The sequence below is a fragment of the Nocardia callitridis genome (assembly GCF_039543305.1).
Taxonomy (GTDB): domain Bacteria; phylum Actinomycetota; class Actinomycetes; order Mycobacteriales; family Mycobacteriaceae; genus Nocardia; species Nocardia callitridis.
On sequence record NZ_BAABJM010000002.1, the window covers coordinates 952880 to 975306 of the forward strand.

Genomic DNA, 22427 nt, shown 5'->3' on the forward strand with positions numbered 1-22427 from the left:
GTGACCGACTCCGCCGAGAGCTCCGTGCGCGCCGACGTCTCGCCCGACGATCGGCTGCGACTGTTCTCCTTCGCCACCGCCGACCGGCGCGCGGACTACCTGTGGGTACTGCGCGCCTTCGACAGCGCGCGAGCAGCCTATGTCGTGCTGCTGCACGCCGACGATGTCGCCGACTGGCTCGACCGCAGCGGTCGGATTCTCGCGGCCGACACCGACGGCGCGAGCACCCCGTCGCGGGATGACCCGCCGAGCTCCGGAACCCGGGAGCCGCACCACACCGTCGTGCCGGATTCCGGCGTCGCCGCGGACCGCACCCTCGTCTCGCGACTGAGCACCGCCGAGATCGGACAACTACTCGACCAGCTGCACACCTGGGGTGTACTCGAACGCAGCTACGACGGCACGCGCGCGGCCACCCTGGCCGAGTACCGCAACCGCCACTTCGCCTACCAGTTCTCGCAGGCCGGATTCCAGGCCTACCGCGCGGTGGCCGGCGTGCTCGACGCCCGGCTCGACGAGGCGGCCCTTTCCCGGCTGGTGCTGCCGGAATTGTTGGCCGACCTGCACACCTTGGCCGAAGCCAATCGCGTGGGTGATGGTGCGCGCTGCTATCGCACACTGCGTCGGCTCGACGCCGCACTCTCGGAGATGGCCGCGCGCGCAGCACATTTCTATCTCTCCCTCGGAGACCTGGTGCGTACCACCGAGATCACCCCGGAGTCGTTTCTCGCGCACAAAGACGCGTTGCTCTCGCACATGCGCGAGTTCAGCTTGGATCTGGCGCGCTTCACACCCAGGCTCGCGCACGCGATCGCCGAGATCGAGGAGACCGGCGTCGAGGAGCTGCTCGCACGCGTCGCCGAGTACGACGAGCGGGTATTGCTCGACCGCGCCGCGCGTGAAGCGGATTGGCGGACCCGCTGGGCCGGTTTGCGGCATTGGTTCGTTCCGCCGACGACCGTCGAATCGGCACAGGGGAACTCCGGCGCCACGACCGAAGCCGAGCGCCTGCGCGAGGCCACGATGAGCGCGATCGCCGCGGTGCTCTCGCTCCTGCGGCGGGTCACCGACTCCCGGCGCGGCGGTGTCAGCCGCGAATCGGCGCTACGTCATCTCGCCGGATGGTTCACCGCGGCACCGACCACCGAGAGCGCACACGCCCTGTTCGACGCCGTGTTCGGACTCGGCAAGCCGAGGCACGTCGCGATGGAACATCCCGACAGCGACCTCATCCCGACTATCCGATCCTGGTGGGAAGCACCGCCATTGGAGATCTCGCGCACGCTCGCCGAGACCGGTCGGCCCGCGGCGGCGGGTGCCCCCGCGCGAATCCACCGCAACGACTCCGGAATTCGTCGGCTTCGGGACGCCCAACTGGCCGCGCAACGTGCGCGTGCGCAGGCGGCGCGATCACTCGCCGACGGCGATGTGCACGAGAAGGTGCTCGATGAACGCGAAACCGAGGTGCTGTTGCGGCTGCTCGACGCCGCCTCCACCGCGTGGGTGCCGGTGACCGGGCGGGTCGCGAGCAATACCGGCTCCGACAGCGGCGTCACCCTCACCGTATCCCCGCACGAGGGCTCCACCGTGGTGCGCACCGCGCACGGCCTGCTGCATCTGAACAATCGCAAGTTGGATGTTCGCCCCACCGACACCGCCCGCTCCCGCGCGGCCGGAGGACGCTGATGGCACACGGTCGCACGATCGGCGCACTCGCACTGGACAACTACCAGCGCGCCGCCAGGGTAGTGCTCGCCAATCATCTGATCACCCGCACGTTTCCTGACCGGATCGCGCTGCCGCTGGTCCGACGGTGGGCCACCGAGTTACGCGAGGACCTGGCCGAATTGTTCGGCTACCGACTCGAAGTCACCGAGACCACCGCGCGCGTTTTTCCGGTGCTCGACCGGCTCGACGGTGGCAAACCGGCACGCACACCCGCCGACCGCGTCTTCGATCGTCGCCGCTACGCCTATCTGGCGCTGGTGCTTTCGGCGCTGGGCCGCGCGGGCGAGCAGACCACCCTGTCGGAACTGGCCGACCAGGTCGCCGCCGACACCGCGCGCGTCGACGGCCTCGATCTCTCGACCGATCGCGCGGCGGATCGGGATGCCTTCGTCGACGCCGTCGGCTGGTTGGCCCACCGCGGCGCGCTCACCCTCGCCGACGGTGACGCGGGCGGCTGGGTGAGCGACCCCGAGGCGGGCGAGGCGCTCTACGACATCGACCGCCAGGTGGTGTTCGCGCTGTTTCGGCCGCCGCGCGCCTTGCAGCACCTGCACAGCGTGCGCGGGCTGCTCACCGAGGACCCCGCTGCCACCGCGCACCCGGCCGCGGCCGACCTCGAACGCGCGGCACGCAGGGCGCTGGTCGAGCGTCCGGTCGTCTACCTGACCGACCTGTCTCCCGAGCAGCGACCCGCGCTCGGCCGTGACCGTGTGGTCGCGGAGGTCGAATTGTTCACCGGGTTACGTGCCGAACGCAGGGCCGAGGGCGTGGCGTTGATCGACACCTCGGGTCGCCTCTCGGACGTGCGTTTTCCTGGCACCGGCACGCTCGCACAGGTGGCGCTGCTGTTGGCCGGGGAGATCGCCGACCGCGTGCTCGACATCGACCATCCACTCCCGCACCGTTTCGACGACGCCGATCCCGCGCAGGCGCTGATCGACCAGCTCGACGCCGCGATCCCCGAAGCCACCGTATTCGCGCCCCTCGCGGAGTTACGCGCGGCGGATCCCGCGCTCGCGGAGCCGGATTCCGACGACGAGCCGATCGAGACACGCCAGGCAAGCGAGGCGCCGAGCTTTCCGCTCGTCGACGCGGCGTGGGTGCACGAAACCATGCGCGCGCTGCACGACCGGTACGGCACCACCTTCGCCGCACAGTGGCAGGCCGACGTCACCGGGCTCACCACGGAGGTGCTCGGGTTGTTGGAGCGGCTGCGGATGGTCCGCGCGGTCGACGACGGTGTGCTGGTGCTCCCCGCGTTGGCCAGGTATCGCGGCGCGGTGGTTACCGTCCGCGCCAAGCGTGCCGCCGAATTGTTCGTCACCGCGGCCGACACCGACCGGCCCGAGGACACCGCACCGACCAGCCCGGCAGGCGAAGGGAACCGATGATGTCGCTCATACACGGCGGAGTGCGTTTCACGCCGACCCGCGCCGGGATCGTCAACCTGTGGGATTACCGCGATCAGGAGTTCTGCTTCGCCGACGGCAGATTGGTGCTGCGCGGCCCCAACGGTTCCGGCAAGACCAAGGCCTTGGAGGTGCTGTTCCCGTTCGTTCTGGACGGGCGGATCGAGCCGCGCAGGCTCAACCCGTTCGCCGGTGAGGAGCGGACGATGAAGTCGAATCTGTTGTACCGCAAACAGGATTCGGCGTATTCGTACGTGTGGATGGAGTTCGCGCGCGGGCGCAGCGACGATCCCGAAGTGGTGACCGTCGGGATCGGCATGCGCGCCACCCGTTCCTCGGACAAGGTGACGCGTTGGTATTTCGTCGCCGACGGCCGAGTCGGCGTCGATTTCTCCCTGATCGGCCCGGATGACCGGCCGTTCACCCGCAAGCAGCTCGCCGAGCAGATCGGCACGGACGCGATCGTGGACCGTCCGGTGGAATATCGCGCGGCGATCGACGCGCGGATGTTCGGTCTCGGCACACAGCGCTACGACCAGCTGATCAATCTGATCCTGACCCTGCGTCGACCACAGTTGGCGAAGAATCTCGATCCGCGCGGGCTCTCGCAGGCCCTCACCGACGGTCTGCGCCCACTCGACGAGCAACTGATCCTGGACGCGGCGCGTTCCTTCAGCGATATGGAGGAGGTGGGGCGCACCCTGGAAGGTTTGGTGCACGCCGACACCGCGACCAGGTCGTTCGTCGAGGTGTATCGGAAATACCTTGCGGTGCAGGCGAAAACGGATGTCGACCAGGTGCGAACACGCCTCGACGCGGTGACCGCGGCCAGTACCGCACTGTTCGCCGCCACCGCGCTGCGCGAACGTAGGGACAGCGAGCGCACCGCCGCCGAGAACCGCGCCGAGGAGGCCGATCTCGCCTATGAGGAGGCGATCGCCGACCGGGAGAATCTGCAACGCTCCAGCGCCTACGAGGGCAAGCAGCAACTCGATGATCTGGCCGATGCCGTGCGCGGCCTGCAGAATTCGTCGGGGGTGCACGCGGACAAGGCGCTCAAGGCCACCCAGACCCTCGACCAGCGCGCCCAGGAGGCCGAGCGGACCCGCGCCTCGGTTGCCACCGCCGCGGCCGCCTTGGCCCGCGGCGAGGACGAATTGACCACCGCCGCAAGCGAAGCCGGAATCACCTGGACCACACCTCCCACCACCACCCGAGCCGATCAACTCACCGCCGCCGTACGGGGGCACGCCGAGGAGCGCGACGCCGACGTGCGCGCGGTACGCGCGGTACTGCATCGCGTCGAGGCGGCCGCGGCCGAGCGAACCAGGGCCGAACGACTGGTCGAGCGCGCCACCGAACTGCGCGACGCCACCGCCGCCGAGGTCGCGCACGCGGAAGCCGCGGTGACCTTGGCGCGTACCGAAGCCGAAGCGGCACTGCGCGACTGGTGGGACGATCACCGCGACGTGCTCTCCCCCGCGCGCCGATCGAGCAACGGCAGCGACAGACAGCGCGCCGCCGAGTCCGACACCGGCGTGCCGAGCGTGGGCGCTCGCCGCGCCGATGAACCAAGCGCCGATGAACCAAGCGCCGATGAACCGAGCGCCGATGCGCTCAACGCTGGCCGACACCGCACCGACGAATCCGGGGTGCACCTGTTCGAGGCGCTGAACCACGCACTGGCCGAGGCGGGTTCGGACGCCGCGACCGTCGCCGAGGTGCTCGCCGAGCGCACCGCGCCGCTGCTGGAGACGATCCGTGACCGCCGCAGGGCGGCGCAGGTCCGCGCGGACGCGGCACAGGCACGAATCACCGAACTCGCCGCCGAGCGCGCGAGCATTTCGGCCGAGCACGACGACGCGCCACCGCCGTCCACGATCCACCCGCCGCGACCGCAGGACCGTCGGGGCGCTCCGCTGTGGCGGTTGGTCCGTTTCACCGAGACGGTGAGTCCGGCCGAGGCCGCCGGTCTCGAGGCCGCATTGCAGGCCGCTGACCTGCTCGACGGCTGGGTGTGTGCCGAGGGGGAAACGCCGCGCGACGGTGACGACAGGTACCTCACCCCGCTGCCGCCGCAGCAGCGACCCGAGGGGCGCACGCTCGCGGATGTGCTTGTCGTCGAGGACGATTCGACGTCAGCGCCGGTGCGCGGCGAGACCGTCGCCGACCTGCTCGCCTCGATCGCGTTGGACGACACCCCCGAAGCCACCCCCGAAGCCGTCGTCGCGATCGATGCCGACGGCGGCTTCCGGCAGGGTGTCCAGGTGGGCCGCCACCACAAGGCCGACGCCGAGTTCATCGGCGCGACAGCCCGCGCGCGCCGCAGGCAGCTGCGCATCGCCGAACTCGATTCCGCGCTCGAAGCCGCCGACGCCGACCACGCGACCGCACGCGCGGATCGAACCGCCGCCGAGGCGCAGATCGCCCGAATCGCGACCGCCACCAAGGCTCTTCCTCGGCCGAAGGCCATCGGTACGGCCCTGCGTGCGGTCGCGGAGACCGCGGGCATGATGCGCACCCGCTCGCAGGCCCTCGACCAGGCGACCAGGGATCTGGATCAGGCGGTGGCAGACGCGACGGCGGCGGACAAGAAGCTGCGCGCCACCGCCGTCGCGCATCGCACGCCCCGCGACGGCGGCGAGATCGACGCACTTGCCGCCGCGATCAGGCACTTCGAGAACACCGGCACCGGCCTGCTGCGGCTGCGCACCGATCATGAGCGCGAACGCGAACACGAACGCGAGGGCGCCGACCGCTACACGGAGGCACAGGATCTCGCCGAGGCGTTCGCCGCCGAAGCCGAAGCCGCCGAGGCGGCCTACCGTGAGCAATCACGAAAGCTCGACACCCTGCGCGAGGCACTCGGCGCCAGTACCGAGGACATCGACCGCGAGCTCACCGAGGCCAGGGAACGCATCGAGGCCACCAAGGCCGAGCAGAAGGCCGCCCGTAAGGCCGCCAATGCCGCGATCGAGGCGGTCGGTGACGCCGAAGCCGCCCACCGCACCGCCAACGAATCGCTCGGCACCGCACTCACCGAGGTGCTCGCCGACGTCAGGGCGCTGCAACCCTACGCGCGCCCGGATCTGCTGACCCTGCTCGGCGCGCCGTCCGGCGGTCGGTGGCCCAGCAGCGACGCCGCATGGTCCACCCAGGAGCAGCTGCAATACCGGATCGCGCAGGCCGGTCCCGAGGCCGAACCGTCGGTGCTACCGGCGGAGGTCCTCGCATTGCTGGACAGCCTCACCGCCGCAACGAAATCCGTGCGCACCAGCGATTCGGCACGCAAGTCGACCCGCAGCGCGGTGACCGCGGCGCTGCAGGAGTTCGACGCGGCCCTGGCGGGTGCGGGACGCGACTACCGACTGCACTGGGATGCCGCCGACGGGCTGACCGTGGTGCAGGTGCACGACGACAACGGCGTTTCCCCGCTGGCGGATTTCGCCGCCCGCGTCGACGGGGCGCGCAAGGACCAGGAGCTGCTGCTCACCGACGCGGAGCGCCGCATTCTCGAGGACGCGCTGTTGACCGGGCTCGCCCAGCAGATTCACGAACGCACCACCGACGCACGCGATCTCATCGGCAGGATGAGCGCGGAGATGAAGCAGCGCAGGATGTCTTCGGGCAATACCATCGGCGTGCACTGGTTGCTCGCCGATCAGTTGTCCGACGGCGCACGCGCGATCTGCAAGCTGCTCGATCGCGACTCCTCGGCATTGAGCGCGGATGATCTCGCGCAGATCCGCGCGCATTTCGCGGCCGAGATCAGGTCGGCGCGCGCCGCGCATCCCGAGCGCTCCTATCCCGAAATCCTCGCGGCCACCCTGGATTACCGCGCCTGGCGGGTGTTCTCGTTCTCGCTGATCTCCGCCGACGGCACCGAGGACAAGCTCACCGTCGCCCGCCACAGCGCGCTCTCGGGCGGCGAGCAGTCGGTGTCGCTGCACCTGCCGCTGTTCGCCGCGGCACACGTGATGCTCGATTCGGCCGACCCGCAGGCACCGCGCCTGCTCGCGCTCGACGAGGCGTTCGCGGGCGTGGACGACAACGGTCGCAGCGAATTGCTCGGCCTCAGCGTGCAATTCGACCTCGACCTGTTCATGACCGGCTACGACCTGTGGATCACCTACCCGCACGTCCCCGGCTGCGCGCACTACGACCTGGCACACGCGGCGGCCGAAAACACCGTCAGCGCGACACTGTTGGTGTGGGACAGCGGCGAGCTGCTCGCCGAACACGACGGCACCGACCTCACCGCCGCCCTCGGTTCACCCAACCGTCGGCGAGTGCCGAACACGATCGAGGGCGGACTGGCGCTGCAATAGGCCGGCGGGTTGCTTGGTGATGTCGGCACCGGCTCAGCTCTTGGATACGCAGGCATAGCGCACGACGCGCGAGTTGCTCGGAATCCTCGGGTTGCCCCGCCGGTCCGACTGCTTGTGTTGTCCAGGGAGGTTGTCTCGAACCGCTTCACCACAACCCGGAGGCCTTCGTGTCCCACGCGAATGCGGCCCGGGCTGCTGGAAGCCGCCTAACTGGCGTCGGGCAGCAGCGGCGGGCACCCGCCGCCGGGCGCGGTGACCAACTCGAAATGCCACCATTCATTGTCGAAACGCCGACAGAGTCCCCACCGGTTGCCGTTGGCTTCCAGCCAGCGCGCGCCTTCGCGCGGGCCCACGTCGATCGCGTGTCCGGTGACGTGCGTCGATTCGTCGGGCGGCAGCACCCAGCGGCGCGCGGCCTCCGGGCTGCCGTAGGTGGCGAGCCCTTCCTCCCACAGCTGCTGTTGCTCCGCGCGGGTGCGGTACCCGGAGGTGATCGACAGCGGCACGCCGACCGCGGCGGCGTCCGCCTCGGCCATCGTGTAGGCGAATGCGAGCAGCGGGTCCAGCCCTTCGGTCCCCGTGGACGACCCCGTGCCGATCGGCACGGGCAGCGGTATGGGGGCCGCGGCCGCTTGCGGCGCCGCGAGCCCACCGAGGGCAGCGCCGACGAGCGCGGGCAGCAGTAGCACCGACCAGCCGCCCACCCGTCGCGAACCACCCCGAACCGGACCAACACCAAGGCACGTCATAGCGGCGATACTAATCACCACCGGCGACGATTCGGTCTCCGGCGCCCACCGTGGTCCACCCACCATCCCCGTGTCGTGGATCACGATGTCGCACCGCCGACTACCGAGGGGAACGTCCGAAATGCGGGCCGAGCGACCGCTTTTCCCGGCCGCGCGACCACGGGCGGCTGAGTCTCACGCGCCGTCGGCGGGTGGCAGGGTGATGTTGCGGTCCGCGTCGTCGGGACCGACCTGAATATCGGTGGCCCGGCGAATCCACTCCGCCGCGCGGTGATTGCGTCCGATCCGCTCGATCACCTCGAGCCCGTGCTCGCGCGCATACGCCATGGCGACCTCGATCTTGTCCGACGGCAGCCCGGAGCGCGCGCTCAGCACCTGCACCCTGCGCTCAGGCGTCCCAGTCAATTCCTGCACGCGCGCCACGACTTCCCACACCTCGGGGCCCGCCGTCAGCGTCGCGCGCCGGTCGTTCATCGGTCCGCGGAAGATGATGCCCGGGTGCTCGAGTTGCTCGATGCCCTCCCGGATCAACCGGTCGAGCAGCGCGGTGGAACTGGTCCCCGACCGCGCCGCACGCTCGGTCAGTCTGCGGCTCACCGACTCCGACAGTCGCAGCGTTCGCACTACCTTGGTCGCACTCATTGCTCTCCTCAGCCTCGCACCGGATCAGCCTTGTACCGCACCGACGACGTACCGGAATCAACGACGTACATCGATAGCGTGCCTTGCCGAACACCCTCGCGTCGCCGGTGATCGAGGTGACAATGCGTTGTCCGTAGGTGAATCCTCGTCGAAACTCATCGGTCGGATATCACGAATCCGCAGGTAGAGCAGCCGGACTGGAGCGGCACCGGCCGAGCGTGAACGCCTGACTCAGACGCGTTCCTTCGATCGGGTGCGCACCCGCAACGCGATCGGCTTCTGGGTTTCGGCGAAGAAATCGTTGCCCTTATCGTCGACGACGATGAACGCGGGGAAGTTCTCGACCTCGATCTTCCACACCGCTTCCATGCCCAATTCCTCGTATTCGAGGACCTCGACCGACCTGATGCAGTCCAGCGCGAGCCGGGCCGCGGGTCCGCCGATCGAGCCGAGGTAGAAGCCACCGTGTTCGTGGCAGGCCTTGGTCACCTTGGCCGAACGGTTGCCCTTGGCCAGCATGACCAACGAACCGCCCGCAGCCTGGAATTCGTCGACGTAGGAGTCCATCCTGCCCGCGGTGGTCGGTCCGAACGAGCCCGAGGCGTACCCGTCGGGCGTCTTCGCCGGACCGGCGTAATAGACGGCCATATCGCGCAGGTACTGCGGCATGGCCTCGCCCGCGTCCAGGCGCTCCTTGATCTTGGCGTGCGCGATATCGCGCGCGACCACCAGCGGCCCGCTCAACGAGAGCCGGGTCTTCACCGGATATTTCGACAATTCCGCGCGAATCTCCGCCATCGGGCGGTTCAGGTCGATCTCGACGACGTCGCCGCCGAGGATCTCCTCGGTCTGCTCCGGCAGGTATTGCGCGGGTTCACGTTCGAGCTGTTCGAGGAACACGCCTTCGGCGGTGATCTTCGCCAGCGCCTGCCGGTCGGCCGAACACGACACCGCGATCGCCACCGGGCAGCTCGCGCCGTGTCTGGGCAGGCGGACCACGCGCACGTCGTGGCAGAAGTATTTGCCGCCGAACTGGGCGCCGATCCCGGAGGACTGGGTCAGGGCGAAGACCTCCTGTTCCAACTCCAGGTCACGGAAACCGTGCGCGGACATCGAGCCTTCGGTGGGCAGCGAGTCGAGGTAGTGCGCCGAGGCGTATTTCGCGGTCTTGAGCGCGAATTCGGCGCTGGTGCCGCCGATCACGATGGCCAGGTGATACGGCGGGCAGGCCGCGGTGCCCAACGAGCGGATCTTCTCGTCCAGGAACTCCAGCATCCGCGTCGGGTTCAGTACGGCCTTGGTTTCCTGGTAGAGGAACGACTTGTTCGCCGAACCGCCACCCTTGGCCATGAACAGGAACTTGTAGGCCGGTGCCCCGGAATTCTCGGAATCGCCCGGCGTGGAATACAACTCGATCTGCGCGGGCAGGTTGCTTCCGGTGTTCTTCTCGTCCCACACGGTCAGCGGCGCCAGCTGGGAATAGCGCAGATTCAGCCGGGTGTAGGCGTCGAAGACGCCCTTGCTGATCCATTCGGCGTCGTCGGCGCCGGTGAGCACGCCTTCGGACTTCTTGCCCATCACGATCGCGGTGCCGGTGTCCTGACACATCGGCAGCACCCCGCCCGCGGAGATGTTCACGTTCTTGAGCAGGTCGAGCGCGACGAAACGGTCGTTGCCGCTGGAGTCGGGGTCTTCGATGATCTTGCGCAGCTGGGTCAGGTGCGCGGGGCGCAGGTAGTGGCTGATGTCGTGCATCGCTGTCTCGGTCAGTAGACGCAATGCCTCGGGATCGACTTGAAGGAAGGTGCGTCCTTCGTGCTCGAAGGTGCGCACGCCTTCGGTGGTGAGCAGCCGATAGGGAGTGTCATCGGCGCCGATCGGCAACAGATCTGAATAACGGAACTCCGGCGCGGTCAAGGGGAACGCACTCCTTCGGGCGGGCTCGACGGATGCTCTGTCGCCGGAGCCGACCCGATGTCGTTCCAGGCAGCCGAGCTGGCACAAACACAGCGAGCGTAACCACCCGAGTACACCCATCCCTGATTAGGCAATCCTAACCGAAAGCCGTTGGCGCAAAAGGTTGCACGTTCAACCCAAGTGATGCTAACTCTCGTTTCACACAGCGCACGGCCGTCTCGACGGCCGGACGCTGAGCCGGTGTCGCGGCCGAACAGCGACGGCGGGACAATCACACGTCAGAGTTTGGAGCGCTATCGTGACCGATCCCCACTGGCTCGATGACGTCGAGATACGCGCCTGGACAGGATTTGTGCGCACCCGTGACATCGTCGCCGCGGCGGTCGGACGGGACTCGACCAGAGAGTCGAACCTCACCTATGTCGAGTACTCGGTCCTGGCGTTTCTCGCCGAGGTACCCGACCATCGACTGACTTTCGCCGATCTGGCCGCCAAGCTGGAGTGGTCGCAGAGCAGGCTCTCCCACCAGATCACCAGGATGGAGAAACGCGGACTGGTCGCCAGGGAACCGATCCCCGACGACGCCCGCCGCACGGCGGCACGCCTGACCGGGCGCGGCGCGGAGGTACTCACCCGCGCCGCACCCGCGCACGCACTCAGCGTGCGTCGACACATGATCGACGTGCTCGATCGTGGCCAGTTGAACGCGTTGGCCGATATCTACGACACCCTGCTCGACCACCATCGGCGTCAGTCGGCCGACAACTGAGCGGCCCGAGAATGCCCTGGCGACAGGACTTTCGGACTATCGCCGCACGCCGCAGGACCCGACCGAGATCACCTGACCCCCGCCTCGGTCTTCGTTCGCTCGGCCGGAGCACTCGTTTCCTCGTCCGCCGCCGCATCCGCGACACCGAGCGCGCGCTCGAACCCCGCGGGCACCACGACGTCCCCTCGGTCGAGCTCGGTCACCTGCGTTTTGCGCAAGCCGAGCAATGCCGAGTCGATGCCGCCGCGCAGAATGTCGAGCACGTTCTCCACGCCCGCTTGGCCATTAGCCGCGAGACCCCACAGGTAGGCCCGCCCGATCAGCACGGCGCGCGCACCGAGTGCCACCGCCTTCACCACGTCGCTGCCGCGCCGGATACCGCCGTCGAGCACCACCTCGATCTGGTCGCCCACCGCGTCCGCGATCACCGGAAGCGCGCGAATCGAGGCTGGCGTGCCGTCGAGGTTGTTGCCGCCATGGTTGGACACGGAGATCCCGGCGACACCGGCATCGACCGCACGACGCGCGTCGTCCACCCGGATCACACCCTTCAGCAGCACAGGACCGTCCCACTGCTCGCAGATCCAGCGCACGTCGTCCCAGTCCGGCGGCGGGGTGCCCATCCATTCGCCGTAGGCGCCGAAGAAACCGGGCGCCGCGCCACCACGCACGGCCATATTCGGGGCGGTGAGGTCGGGCAGGCTACCCGAGCGCAGGTAGGTGCTCAGCCAGCGCGGCCGAATCAGGGTCTGCGGGGCGAACTTCACCATGGTGCGCAGATCGAGCTGCTCGGGAATCACCGGGCTGCCCCAGTCCCTGCCGTGTGAGAACGACCAGTCCAGGGTGAGGATGAGGCCGACAGCACCCGCCGCGCGCGCCCGACCCATCCGCTCGACGAGGTCTTCTTTGCTTCCGCACCAATACAATTGGAAGAAGGTGGAGGGGTTCGCCGCGATCACGTCCTCGATCGGCTTGCTGGCGAACGAGCTCAATCCCATCGGAATGCCACGCGCCGCGGCGGCGCGCGCCACCGCGACCTCACCGTCGGGATGAACGGCCTGCACACCGGTCGGTGAGATCATCACCGGCATCGACAACGGCTGTCCGAGCAGCGTCGTCGACTGGTCACGCTCGCCGATCGGACCGGCCACGTGCGGGGCGAAACCCAGTTCGGTGAACGCCTTTTGATTGTCCTCGATCGTCTGCCCCCGCTCGGAGCCTGCGATCAACGCACCGTAGACCGACTTGGGCAGTCGTTTCTTGGCGCGCCGCTGCGCTTCGGTGACGGTTTCGAACCACGGGTTCATATTCCGGTCCTTTCCGGTGAGGCGACCGGCCACCAGAGCCGGGTGCGATCGAGCAGGTCAGTGGTCAGTCGGTCCAGCAGTGCAGCCCCTTCGGCGGCGGTAGCGCCCTCGGGGTCACCGAGAACACCGTTGTCGCTCACCGCGCGCACGCCACCGGCGCGCAGCAGCGGCAAGATTTCCGCCAGCGGCCTGGTGTCGCCCGCTCGCGCGCGCTCGAGCCGAACGCGTTCGGGGGCGAGCGCGAGTTGCACGGCGGTTTCCGAGCGTCCGGCGTGCGGGTCACCCTGCACGCGCGGCACGAACACGCGCACGTCGCGCGATTCCGCGCGCAGCAGATCCTGCGCGCGCCGCAACGGGTCGAGATTGCCGCCGTGCCAGTTCACCAGCAGGACACGATCGAAAGTCGCTGTCGCCGAGCGACACAGCTCGATGACAAGCAGCTCCAAGGCCGCCTGGCCGATGGACAATGTTCCGGCGAACCCGGCGTGCTCGCCGCTGGCACCATACGGAATAGCCGGTCCCACCAGCACATCCCGGCGCCCTGCGGCCAGCCGCGCACACAGCGACACCGCGATATCGGTGTCGGTGGACAGCGGCAGATGCGGGCCGTGCTGTTCGGTGGCACCCACCGCGACGGCGAGAATCGCACCCGCCGCACCGCGTTCACCCGCTTCGGGCCATGTGAGATTCGCCAACATGGAGGGAGATTATCGTCAGCCACTGACATAATCAAGAGGTTCGCGCGTTTCGCGTCGTACGCACCGCGCACCGAACCCTTTCCGAGGATGCGGGTGCGACGGGTGTTGTTCGTCACGACATAATCGAAAGCCATGACCGTCGCGACGACGCGGGGACGACCGCGCGGGACCAGTAAGCGAGAGCTCGAGCTCATCGCCATGCGATTGTTCACCGAGCGCGGATTCGACGACACCACCGTCGAGCAGATCGCCGCGGCCGCCGGAATCAGCGGACGCACCTTCTTCCGCTACTTCCCCACCAAGGCCGAGGTGCTCTGGTATCAGTTCGACGCCGAAGTCGAGGCCCTCCGTGCCGACTTCGCGACCGTGCCCGAAGACCTACCCATGATGGCCGCGGTACGCCGAGTAGTGGTGAACGCCAACCGATATCGTGCCGAAGACGTGCCCGAGCTGCGCACCAGGATGGGCTTGATCGCCACCAACCCCGCGCTCGCGGCCACCTCGGGAACGCATTACGACGCGTGGGAGCGCACGGTCGGCGCCTTCGCCGCCCGCCGACTCGGCGAACCCGAGAACGCGCTGATCCCGCTCGCGGTCGGCCGCTGTACGCTGGCGGCCGCGCGCGCAGCCTTCGACGCATGGTTGGCGCGCGCCGACAGCGACCTGACCGTCTATCTGGACCAGGCACTGGAAGCGCTCGGCCACGGATTCGGAGCACAGCCGTGACCGCGGCCGCCTCGGTGTCACCAGTGCCGGTAAACCCGCCGATTACCGGCAGGTTTCGGGTGCGTCTACGGTGGGGTATGACTACGCTCGGGCTCTGCACGCCGCCGAGCGCACGATGACCCCGACTCACACCGTCGAAAGGGGTAGGAGTTTCATGTCCGAGGTGTCTATGAGCCTTTCGGCGGATTCGCTGACCGCAGGACCGGTCGACAAGTTGCTGCCGCAACTGGTCGAACACATGCGGCAGAATCGCACCGCGCTACGCGAGGAGTGGGCCCGCCGCATCACCGACGCCCAGTTGCTGACGGCGATGACCCCGGAAGAGATCTTCTCCGAGGCAACCTCGATGTACGACAACTACATCGAGGTGCTGGAGACCGGTAGCGTCGAGGCGTTGCAGGCATACGCCCGCGACCTGTCCGAGCGCATCATTCCGCGCGGCGTCGAGACCGACGAGGTCCTCGGCATCGTGCTGTTGCTGCGCGACGTGCTGGCCCGGTCGCTGTTCGAGAAGTACCAGGCCGATTTCGAGTTGCTCAACGCGGTGCTCGACGCCTACGAACCCGCCGCCAATCGGATCGCCAACACCGTGGGCGTCTCGTTCGTGCAGGAGCGCGAGCGCGTCATCCGCCAACAGCAGGAAGCGATCCGCGAGCTCTCCACGCCGGTTCTCCAGGTGCGCCAGCAGCTGCTGATCCTCCCGATCATCGGTGTGCTCGACAGCCAGCGCGCCCGCCAGCTCACCGAGCAGTTACTGACCGCGATTCGCGCCAATCGCGCCAAGGTCGTCGTCATCGACATCACCGGTGTTCCCGACATCGACTCCACGGTCGCCAACCACCTCGTGCAGACCGTCGAGGCTTCGGGACTGATGGGCGCGAATGTCATCATCACCGGCCTGTCCTCGGAGATCGCGCTCACCCTGGTGACCATCGGCCTCGACCTGTCGAAGATGAATGCCGTCGGTGACCTGCAAGGTGGCATAGAGGAGGCCGAGCGGTTGTTGGGCTACGAGGTTTCCCGTGTCACCGAATGGGTGACCGAACGCGACGGTCGCTGACCAGGCGGGGTCATGCCGGTACCTATCCTCAAACAAGGCACATACCTCATAGCGTCGGTGCAATCGGCGCTGACGGACGCCGATACCGAACGACTGCAAGACGACCTCATGAAACAGGTCAGTCGGTATCGCGCACAAGGGATCATCGTCGACGTCACGGCCATCGACGTGATGGATTCGTATGCGGCGAGATCGCTACGCACCATCGCGCACATGACCCAGTTGCGTGGCGCCGAGACGGTGATCGTCGGCCTGCAACCGGAGGTCGCGTTCGCCATGGTGCAACTCGGGTTGACCTTCGAGGACACCCACACCGCCCTCGACCTCGAAGAGGGACTGGCCTGGCTGAACCGCAAGACCAGTACTCGTCGCCAGCAAGATGGTCGTGGCAGTGGCCGCTGAAGACGTCGTGATCGCGGTCAGGGTGTCGGGTGACATCGTGATCGCACGCCAGGCCGGACACGGCCTGGCGGCGAAGCTCGGATTCACCCTGACCGACCGCACGATGATCTCCACCGCGATCTCCGAAATCGCGCGCAACATCACCAGTTACGCGGGCAGCGGTGAGATCCGCCTGCTCGTCGGCGAACGCGAGGGCCGCCAGGCGCTGGTGGTGCAGGCCGAGGATCAAGGCCCCGGCATCATCGACATCGCCCGTGCGATGGAAGACGGCTACTCCACCGGAAAGGGTCTCGGACTCGGCCTGCCCGGCGCCGAACGCCTAATGGATCGACTCACCGTCCGCTCCGAACCCGGTCACGGCACGTTGGTGGAGATGTGGAAGTGGGTGCCCCCTGGTGCATGAGGACGGGTACGTCGGCCGAATCGAATGGGCCGTTGCCGGTCGTCCACTGCCTGGCCAACGGATGTCGGGTGATCGTGCGATGGCACTCGATACCGGTTCCGGCACCGCGCTTTTCGCGGTGCTCGACGGACTCGGCCACGGCGCTCCCGCCGCCGACGCCGCCGACCGCGCCATCCAGATCCTGGCGGAGAACCGTGCCGAGCCACTGGACGTGTTGATGGTGCTGTGTCACCGCGCGATGGCCGACACCAGGGGCGCCGCGGTGTCGCTCGCGCTGTTCGACGACACCGACACGGTGCACTGGCTCAGCGTGGGCAACGTCGAATCCCGGCTGCTCAGCGCCGGCCCGGTCGGTCTCACCGCACGGGCGACGGCCCTGCTCACCGCGGGCATCGTCGGCTACCGGTTGCCACCGAACCTCCAACCGCAGACCATTCGGTCGCGTCCCGGCGACTTGCTGCTGATGTCGACCGACGGAATCGTCTCCTCCTCCGCCGACCACATCGACCTGTCGAAGTCGACCGCGGAGATCACCTCCGACATCCTCGAGCGGCACGCCAAGGACAGCGACGACGCCTTGGTCCTCGCCGCGCGGCACCGGGGCGCGACACCGGAGCATCCGCGATGACAGCATTGGCCGACTTCCTCGACACGTACGCGAAAGCGCTACGGCTGCACCTGGATTCACCACAGCAATCCACTCTCGCCGAGGCCTACGAACTGGGCAGGCGCGCACTGGTCGAGGGCATCAGCCTGCTCGATCTCACCGAAAACCACTTCGGCGTCGCCAGGGCGGCCGAACAGACCGCGCTGGCCGCCGGCTATCCCGGCACCCGCACGGCCGAAGCCGCACTGGAATTCCTGCTGCAAACATTGGCCGCCCTCGACATCGCGACCCGCGGCTACCTCGACGGCGTCGGCCGCTACGAACAACAACGCTCGCGGGCCGACGATCTCGCCGGTCGCGACGCCTTCCGCGCCGCGCTCGTGGAATCACTGCAGGACGGTTTCTTCGTCGCCGACGCACGCGGCACCATCATCGAGGTGAATTCCGCGTTCGGCGCGCTCACCGGATACGGCGCGGCGGATCTGCCCTTCTCGCTGCCGCACCCGTGGTCGATCCCCGAGGGACCGCGCTACCCCGATCTCGGGACCGTGGCGCAACGGTTCATCATCCCGATCCGGCATCGCGACGGCCGCCACCTCTGGCTCGCGGTCAGCACGAGCGCACTGGTCCGGCCGGAGAACAGTGAGCGGATCTTCGTCGGCACCCTGCGCGACGTCACCGCCGAGCACGACGCACAGGCGCGCGATCAGGCGGCCTCGCGGCTGGCGACCGCCGTCGGCGCGGCCACCAGCGTCGTCGAGGTACTCGCGGTCGGCCTCGACGAACTGCGCCGCACCATCGCCGCCGAAACCGCGGTGGTCGCGGTCTGGCCCCACCGCACGGCCGCACCCGAGGTGTACGTCTCCGGCACCGAAGGCACCGAGTCGGGCCCGACGAAGGGTGGGCCCAACACCGAACGCCGGGTGCTCGACGCCCAGGAGCACGCGCTGCTGGACCGGGCACGGCGACGACCGCCGCGCAGCCTGTTCGCGATTCCCGAAGGTGCCGAGGGCGCCGAGGGAATCGTCGCGCCGCTCGGCGAGACCGGCGACGCGGCCGTCTGGTTGAGCTTCGCGGCACCGCGTGCGGTGAGCGCGGCCGACTGGACGCTGTTCTCGCTGTTGATCGGCCACCTCAGCCTGGCGGTGCAGCGCGCCCGCAACTTCGACCAGGCCCGCTCGACCTCGCTCACGCTGCAACGCGCCATGCTCGGTCCGATCGAACTGCCGCCCCGGTTCTCGGTGCACTACGAGCCGGCGCTGCCGCCGCTGGAGATCGGCGGCGACTGGTACGACGTGGTGCCGCTGAACGACGGCACGATCGGCATCGTGGTCGGCGACTGCGTCGGCCGAGGTCTTTCCGCCGCCGTCGTCATGGGCCAATTGCGTTCGGCCGCACGGGCTTTGTTGCTGCGCGGCGCGGGGCCTGCCCAGTTGGTCGCCGAGCTCGACACCGTGGCCGCTAGGATTCCCGGCGCGATGTGCACCACGGTGTGCGCGGCCGTCCTCGACCCGGTGCGCGGATTGGTGCGCTACAGCAGTGCGGGACACATGCCACTGATCCTCGCCGACGTCGGCGTCACCGGACGCCTGCTGGAAGGCGGCCGGTCGGTCCCGCTGGCCACCTTCGATCCGCCGCGCCGCCCCGAGGCCACCACCGCGCTGACGCCGGGATCGACGCTGGTCCTGTTCACCGACGGGCTGGTCGAGCACCGCGGCGTCGATATCGATGACAGCTTCGCCAAGATCGCCGCCGTGCTCGCCGACACCTCGGGCAAGCTCCCGCGTGAGGTCGCCGACTCGGTGCTGTCGCGACTACGACCGTCGGCGGGCTACGACGACGACGTCGCGATGGTCGTCTACCGTCAGCCGCCCGCACCGTTGCGCGTCGACGTGTCCGCCCGCCCGGACCGGCTCGTCGCGCTGCGCCGCACGCTCAAGGGATGGTTGGCCGCCGCGGCGGTGCCACACGACCTGGCGTCGGATCTCGTCGCAGCGGCCAACGAGGCGTGCAGCAACAGCATCGAACACGCCTACCCCGGCATTGCGGACGGCCAGGTGGAACTGGTCGCCTCCTGCGATACCCAGACCGTGATCATCACCGTCTCGGACGCGGGCCGATGGAAGCCGCGCTCGGCCGACCCCGGCCCGCGCGGGCGCGGTATCGACATGATGCGCGCGCTCACCGAGGAACTACACATCGACCACACCCCCGCAGGCACCGTGGTCCGGATGTCGGTGACGCTGCCCGCCATCAAGTCACCGGTCGCGAACCCGCTACGCGGAACCAATCGTCGCCTGACGGAATGACATTCGGCTCGCGGTTCACCAGCGTCGAGTACGCGACAGCGTTCGCCGCCGCGGCCTTCCCTCGACCAGACGGCACGGATATCCCCGGGTTCACCCCGGCGTTCGCTCGCAGCCTCCCGCAACATCCATGTCACCGTCCAACTCGGTGACAATTACGTTCCGGCACTGTCCCCGATCGCGACCGGGGCGTGCCCAATCACTCGATGAGCCCACCGAACGGCGTCGAATCCGCCACTGCGGCAACTGGACACGATCGCGCACTGGCTCGCGGCGCCCACCCGCCGCGCCAGGTCCCGCAGCGCGGCGGGTCGCGTCCGCGGCGAACGCGTGCCACCGGGCGCGCACGGTAACCGCTGCGCACCCGCTGACAGTCGGGCACGGTCGATCTCGCGGAAACCCGTCGCGCGGGTCGAGCTGCGCGGGGATATCACGTCCGTCCCCGCAGCCGCTCAGGCAGCGCGGTAAACACAGGTCACCGATGGGCTCGTACGGTCGGCGAACCATAACGTTGTCGAACAGGGAGCATTCCTGAGTTGCGAAATCGACGCGGGTTATGGACTGTGAAGGGTGTGACCAACACTTCCGGAGATGCGTACCCCGTCGCAGACACCATGACGACCTCGATCGCCGCGCACGACGGCGCCACGGTGCTGACGGTATCCGGGGAGGTGGACCTCGCGACGGCGCCCGCGTTGGATACCGCGATCGAAGCGATCCTCGCCGATAAACCCGCCGGCCTGATCATCGATCTGACCGCGGTGAGCTTCCTCGCCTCGGCGGGCATGGCGACCCTGGTCGCGGCGCATCAGCGCGCCGGGGAGGCGACCTCGATCGCCGTCGTGGCCGACGGTCCCGCCACCAGCAGGCAGCTGAAGATGACAAGTCTCGATCAGGTGTTCGCCGTGCACTCCACGCTCGACGCCGCCCTGGCCGGGTTCGGCCCGAAGTAATCCCCCGTCGCGAACCCGGCAACGCGCCGGGTCCGCGAGCAGGCGCCGATCAGCGCAATCGCCTGATCGGCCAGCGGCATTCGCGCTGCGATGGTCACGACCTCAGCACAGGTCGCGCAGTTTTTCGATCAACCGGACGCGGTCGCCCGCGGTAGCGCCGAGCGGAAGCACATTCAAGACGGTGACACCGGCCTCGGCGAACGCGGCGACCCGCTCCTTCACGTAGCCCTCCGGCCCGATCAGCGACACAGCACGCGCCAGGGCGTCCGGTACCGCCGCCGCGGCTTCCTGCTTCTTGCCCGCCAGGTAGAGCTCCTGGATGCGGTCGGCTTCGGCGCCGTAGCCGTAGCTGGTGGCCAGGGTGTGGTAGAAGTTCTTGCCCTTGGCGCCCATACCGCCGATGTAGAGCGCGAGATGCGGCTTCACGAATTCGAGCAGCGGCTCGACGTCCTCGCCGATGGCCAGCGCGGGGCCAGCGTAGATGTCGAGGTCACCGAGTTCGGGTGCGCGCTCGGCGCGCCCCGCCGCCAGCGCGTCACCCCAGACATCGTTGGCCTTCTCCGGCAGGAAGAAGATCGGCTGCCAGCCTTCGGCGAGTTCGGCGGCCAACCGCACGTTCTTCGGTCCCAGCGCGGCGAGTAGCACCGGAATGCGCTCGCGCACCGGATGATTGATCAGCTTCAGCGGCTTGCCGAGACCGGTGCCCTCGCCCTCGGGCAGCGGAATCCGGTAATACTTGCCCTGATACTGCACGCGTTCGCGGCGCCACACCATGCGGCAGATCTCGACCAGCTCCCTGGTCCTGCCGACGGGTGCGTCGTAGGTGACACCGTGGAATCCCTCGATCACCTGCGGGCCCGACGCACCGATCCCGAGCACGAACCTGCCGTCGGAGACGAAATCCAGGCCGGCCGCGGTCATCGCGGTGAGGGTGGGCGTGCGCGTGTAGAGCTGGAGGATACCCGAAGCCAGCTGCAGCCGTGAGGTTTTCGCCGCGAGGTAACCCAACGCGCTCACCGCGTCGAAGGAGTAGGCCTCGGGAACGAACACGATGTCGAGACCCGCGCGCTCCAGATCGGCGACCTCGGCCGCAGCCTCGGTGAATCCGCCCGAGTAGTTGATGCTCAATCCGATCCGCATAGCTACCAGGAAATCACGGGGAGGTGGCAGGGGGACCACCGCCCACCCGGTAGCGTTAACCTCCGATTCCGCCCGCCGTCATGCCAGAACGAAAGGTCACTTCCGTGTCGCAGCCCTCCTCGTCAGCTTCGGACACTGCGCCCGCCCAGGAGAGCTCGTCGACCTCGTTCGCCGCGACCACGGTGGCGAACTACCTGGCCGAGCTCGGCGCCAAGGTGCCGGCGCCCGGCGGCGGTGCGGTCGCCGCCCTGCACGCCGCACAGGGCGCGGCGCTGGTCGCGATGGTGGCCCGGTACACCACCCGCGCCAAGGATGCCGACAACCGGCCCGTCGTCGATCGCGTCATCGCCGCCGCCGATGCCGCCCGCGAACGCGCACTGGCTCTCGCTGACGCCGACGCCGCCGCGTTCACCGCCGTCGGCGCCGCCTACAAGCTGCCGAAGGCCACCGAGGACGAAGCCGCCGCCCGCACCTCTGCCATCCACGCCGCACTGCGCGAGGCGGCGCGCGTCCCCTCGGCCGTGGTCGACGAGGCCGACGAGGTGCTGTCGCTGGCGGCCGAACTGTTCCCGATCGGAAACCCGAACGTGGTTACCGACATCGGTGCCGCCGCCGACGCCTGCCACGCCGCCGCGGCCAGCTCACAGCTGAACATCGAGATCAATGTGGCCTCCCTGCCCGCCGCCGACGGCGATCGCTTCGCCCCCGTCCTGCTGCGCATCGAGGAACTCACCGCCAGGGCCGACGCCCTGCACGCCGACGTGGTGCGCGCGGTGCGCGGGTAGGAGCCTCACACTCCCGCGGGAAAACGGCGGCAGTACCCTCCGCTCACCGAGTTGACCACCCGAAACGGGAAAATCGGCCATACGGCGATGCTCCGGGGCAGTGCTACTGAGCAAGCCGCTACTGAGCAAGCCCGCGCGGCCGGCTTCCCGCTGACCATCGCGATGGGCCGGTTATCGCGGCCCTACGCGCACCCGGTGCTCCGCGAGGGCTCTGACTTCCTCGCGATGGCCCCGCCGTTGCTGCCTTTCCCCGGCCTGCTGATCTACCTGACCGGAGCCAGCAGACCGAAATCGTTACCACGCGTGCGAATTTCGACAACCACGCCGCCGCGCGGCCGCGGTGGTCGGGACTGGTCGGCCGATCGCCTGGTCGGTGCGCCACGGACGGTCGTGACCAGTCCCACAAAATTGTCCATCCGCCGCCGTCATGCCCTCGAACAGCGCATAAGTATTCGATAACGGCCGTTCACGCCGCGTAACGACTGGACCGCGGCGACG

The 22427-nt window shown here is 68.5% G+C and carries 18 protein-coding genes; 12 read left to right on the forward strand and 6 right to left on the reverse strand.

The window, feature by feature from the left end; translation table 11 throughout:
- The first annotated feature begins 54 nt into the window (after positions 1 to 54).
- The 3 genes from ABEA50_RS13145 to ABEA50_RS13155 are packed head-to-tail and all read left to right on the forward strand — an operon-like array spanning position 55 to position 7465.
- Positions 55 to 1686, forward strand: coding sequence for a TIGR02677 family protein (locus tag ABEA50_RS13145; protein WP_425577647.1), 1632 nt, complete (start codon positions 55 to 57; stop codon positions 1684 to 1686).
- The gene (locus tag ABEA50_RS13150; RefSeq protein WP_345495597.1) at positions 1686 to 3119 is read left to right on the forward strand and encodes a TIGR02678 family protein; all 1434 of its coding nucleotides are present in this window, start codon (positions 1686 to 1688) and stop codon (positions 3117 to 3119) included. Before ABEA50_RS13145 ends, ABEA50_RS13150 begins: the two co-directional genes overlap by 1 nt.
- On the forward strand, positions 3119 to 7465 hold the full coding sequence (locus tag ABEA50_RS13155) for a TIGR02680 family protein (protein ID WP_345495598.1): 4347 nt from the start codon (positions 3119 to 3121) through the stop codon (positions 7463 to 7465). Before ABEA50_RS13150 ends, ABEA50_RS13155 begins: the two co-directional genes overlap by 1 nt.
- A 206-nt stretch (positions 7466 to 7671) precedes the next feature.
- On the opposite strand, the gene ABEA50_RS13160 is transcribed toward ABEA50_RS13155, so the two are convergent.
- The 3 genes from ABEA50_RS13160 to ABEA50_RS13170 all read right to left on the reverse strand — a co-directional run bounded on the left by ABEA50_RS13160 (position 7672) and on the right by ABEA50_RS13170 (position 10773).
- Entirely contained in the window at positions 7672 to 8214 is a 543-nt protein-coding gene (locus tag ABEA50_RS13160; protein WP_345495599.1) for a M15 family metallopeptidase, read from the reverse strand.
- Positions 8215 to 8388: 174 nt separating this feature from the next.
- Complete coding sequence (locus tag ABEA50_RS13165; RefSeq protein ID WP_345495600.1) at positions 8389 to 8856, reverse strand: hypothetical protein; 468 nt, start codon at positions 8854 to 8856, stop codon at positions 8389 to 8391.
- A 231-nt stretch (positions 8857 to 9087) separates the two neighbouring features.
- A complete protein-coding gene (locus ABEA50_RS13170) occupies positions 9088 to 10773 on the reverse strand; it encodes a fumarate hydratase (RefSeq protein ID WP_345495601.1) in 1686 nt (561 codons plus the stop codon).
- A 298-nt stretch (positions 10774 to 11071) separates the two neighbouring features.
- On the opposite strand from ABEA50_RS13170, the gene ABEA50_RS13175 reads away from it, so the two are divergent.
- On the forward strand, positions 11072 to 11542 hold the full coding sequence (locus tag ABEA50_RS13175) for a MarR family winged helix-turn-helix transcriptional regulator (protein ID WP_345495602.1): 471 nt from the start codon (positions 11072 to 11074) through the stop codon (positions 11540 to 11542).
- A gap of 68 nt (positions 11543 to 11610) precedes the next feature.
- Here the strand turns inward: ABEA50_RS13175 and mftD are convergent, their stop codons facing one another.
- Positions 11611 to 12849 carry a pre-mycofactocin synthase MftD gene (gene mftD, locus ABEA50_RS13180; protein WP_345495603.1) on the reverse strand — a complete coding sequence of 413 codons (1239 nt, stop codon included), beginning with the start codon at positions 12847 to 12849 and terminating at the stop codon, positions 11611 to 11613.
- Entirely contained in the window at positions 12846 to 13547 is a 702-nt protein-coding gene (gene mftE / locus ABEA50_RS13185) for a mycofactocin biosynthesis peptidyl-dipeptidase MftE (protein ID WP_345495604.1), read from the reverse strand. Before mftE ends, mftD begins: the two co-directional genes overlap by 4 nt.
- 132 nt (positions 13548 to 13679) lie before the next feature.
- Between mftE and mftR the strand changes: the two genes are divergently transcribed.
- From mftR to ABEA50_RS13220, 7 genes are all read left to right on the forward strand, one after another.
- Complete coding sequence (gene mftR / locus ABEA50_RS13190) at positions 13680 to 14273, forward strand: mycofactocin system transcriptional regulator (protein ID WP_345495605.1); 594 nt, start codon at positions 13680 to 13682, stop codon at positions 14271 to 14273.
- Between the two features lie 154 nt (positions 14274 to 14427).
- Positions 14428 to 15333, forward strand: coding sequence for an STAS domain-containing protein (locus ABEA50_RS13195; protein ID WP_345495606.1), 906 nt, complete (start codon positions 14428 to 14430; stop codon positions 15331 to 15333).
- 12 nt (positions 15334 to 15345) lie between these two features.
- Complete coding sequence (locus ABEA50_RS13200) at positions 15346 to 15735, forward strand: STAS domain-containing protein (protein ID WP_345495607.1); 390 nt, start codon at positions 15346 to 15348, stop codon at positions 15733 to 15735.
- Positions 15713 to 16138 carry an ATP-binding protein gene (locus tag ABEA50_RS13205; protein ID WP_345495608.1) on the forward strand — a complete coding sequence of 142 codons (426 nt, stop codon included), beginning with the start codon at positions 15713 to 15715 and terminating at the stop codon, positions 16136 to 16138. Before ABEA50_RS13200 ends, ABEA50_RS13205 begins: the two co-directional genes overlap by 23 nt.
- On the forward strand, positions 16131 to 16766 hold the full coding sequence (locus ABEA50_RS13210) for a SpoIIE family protein phosphatase (RefSeq protein WP_345495609.1): 636 nt from the start codon (positions 16131 to 16133) through the stop codon (positions 16764 to 16766). The genes ABEA50_RS13205 and ABEA50_RS13210 overlap by 8 nt, the downstream gene beginning before the upstream one ends.
- The gene (locus ABEA50_RS13215; protein WP_345495610.1) at positions 16763 to 19054 is read left to right on the forward strand and encodes a SpoIIE family protein phosphatase; all 2292 of its coding nucleotides are present in this window, start codon (positions 16763 to 16765) and stop codon (positions 19052 to 19054) included. The genes ABEA50_RS13210 and ABEA50_RS13215 overlap by 4 nt, the downstream gene beginning before the upstream one ends.
- A gap of 611 nt (positions 19055 to 19665) precedes the next feature.
- Positions 19666 to 20004: an STAS domain-containing protein gene (locus ABEA50_RS13220; RefSeq protein WP_345496549.1), complete on the forward strand. Its 339-nt coding sequence runs from the start codon at positions 19666 to 19668 to the stop codon at positions 20002 to 20004.
- A 102-nt stretch (positions 20005 to 20106) separates the two neighbouring features.
- On the opposite strand, the gene ABEA50_RS13225 is transcribed toward ABEA50_RS13220, so the two are convergent.
- Entirely contained in the window at positions 20107 to 21144 is a 1038-nt protein-coding gene (locus ABEA50_RS13225) for an LLM class F420-dependent oxidoreductase (RefSeq protein WP_345495611.1), read from the reverse strand.
- Between the two features lie 104 nt (positions 21145 to 21248).
- On the opposite strand from ABEA50_RS13225, the gene ABEA50_RS13230 reads away from it, so the two are divergent.
- Positions 21249 to 21929 (forward strand): cyclodeaminase/cyclohydrolase family protein, encoded by a 681-nt coding sequence (locus ABEA50_RS13230; RefSeq protein ID WP_345495612.1) that lies wholly within the window; start codon positions 21249 to 21251, stop codon positions 21927 to 21929.
- Positions 21930 to 22427: the final 498 nt, after the last annotated feature.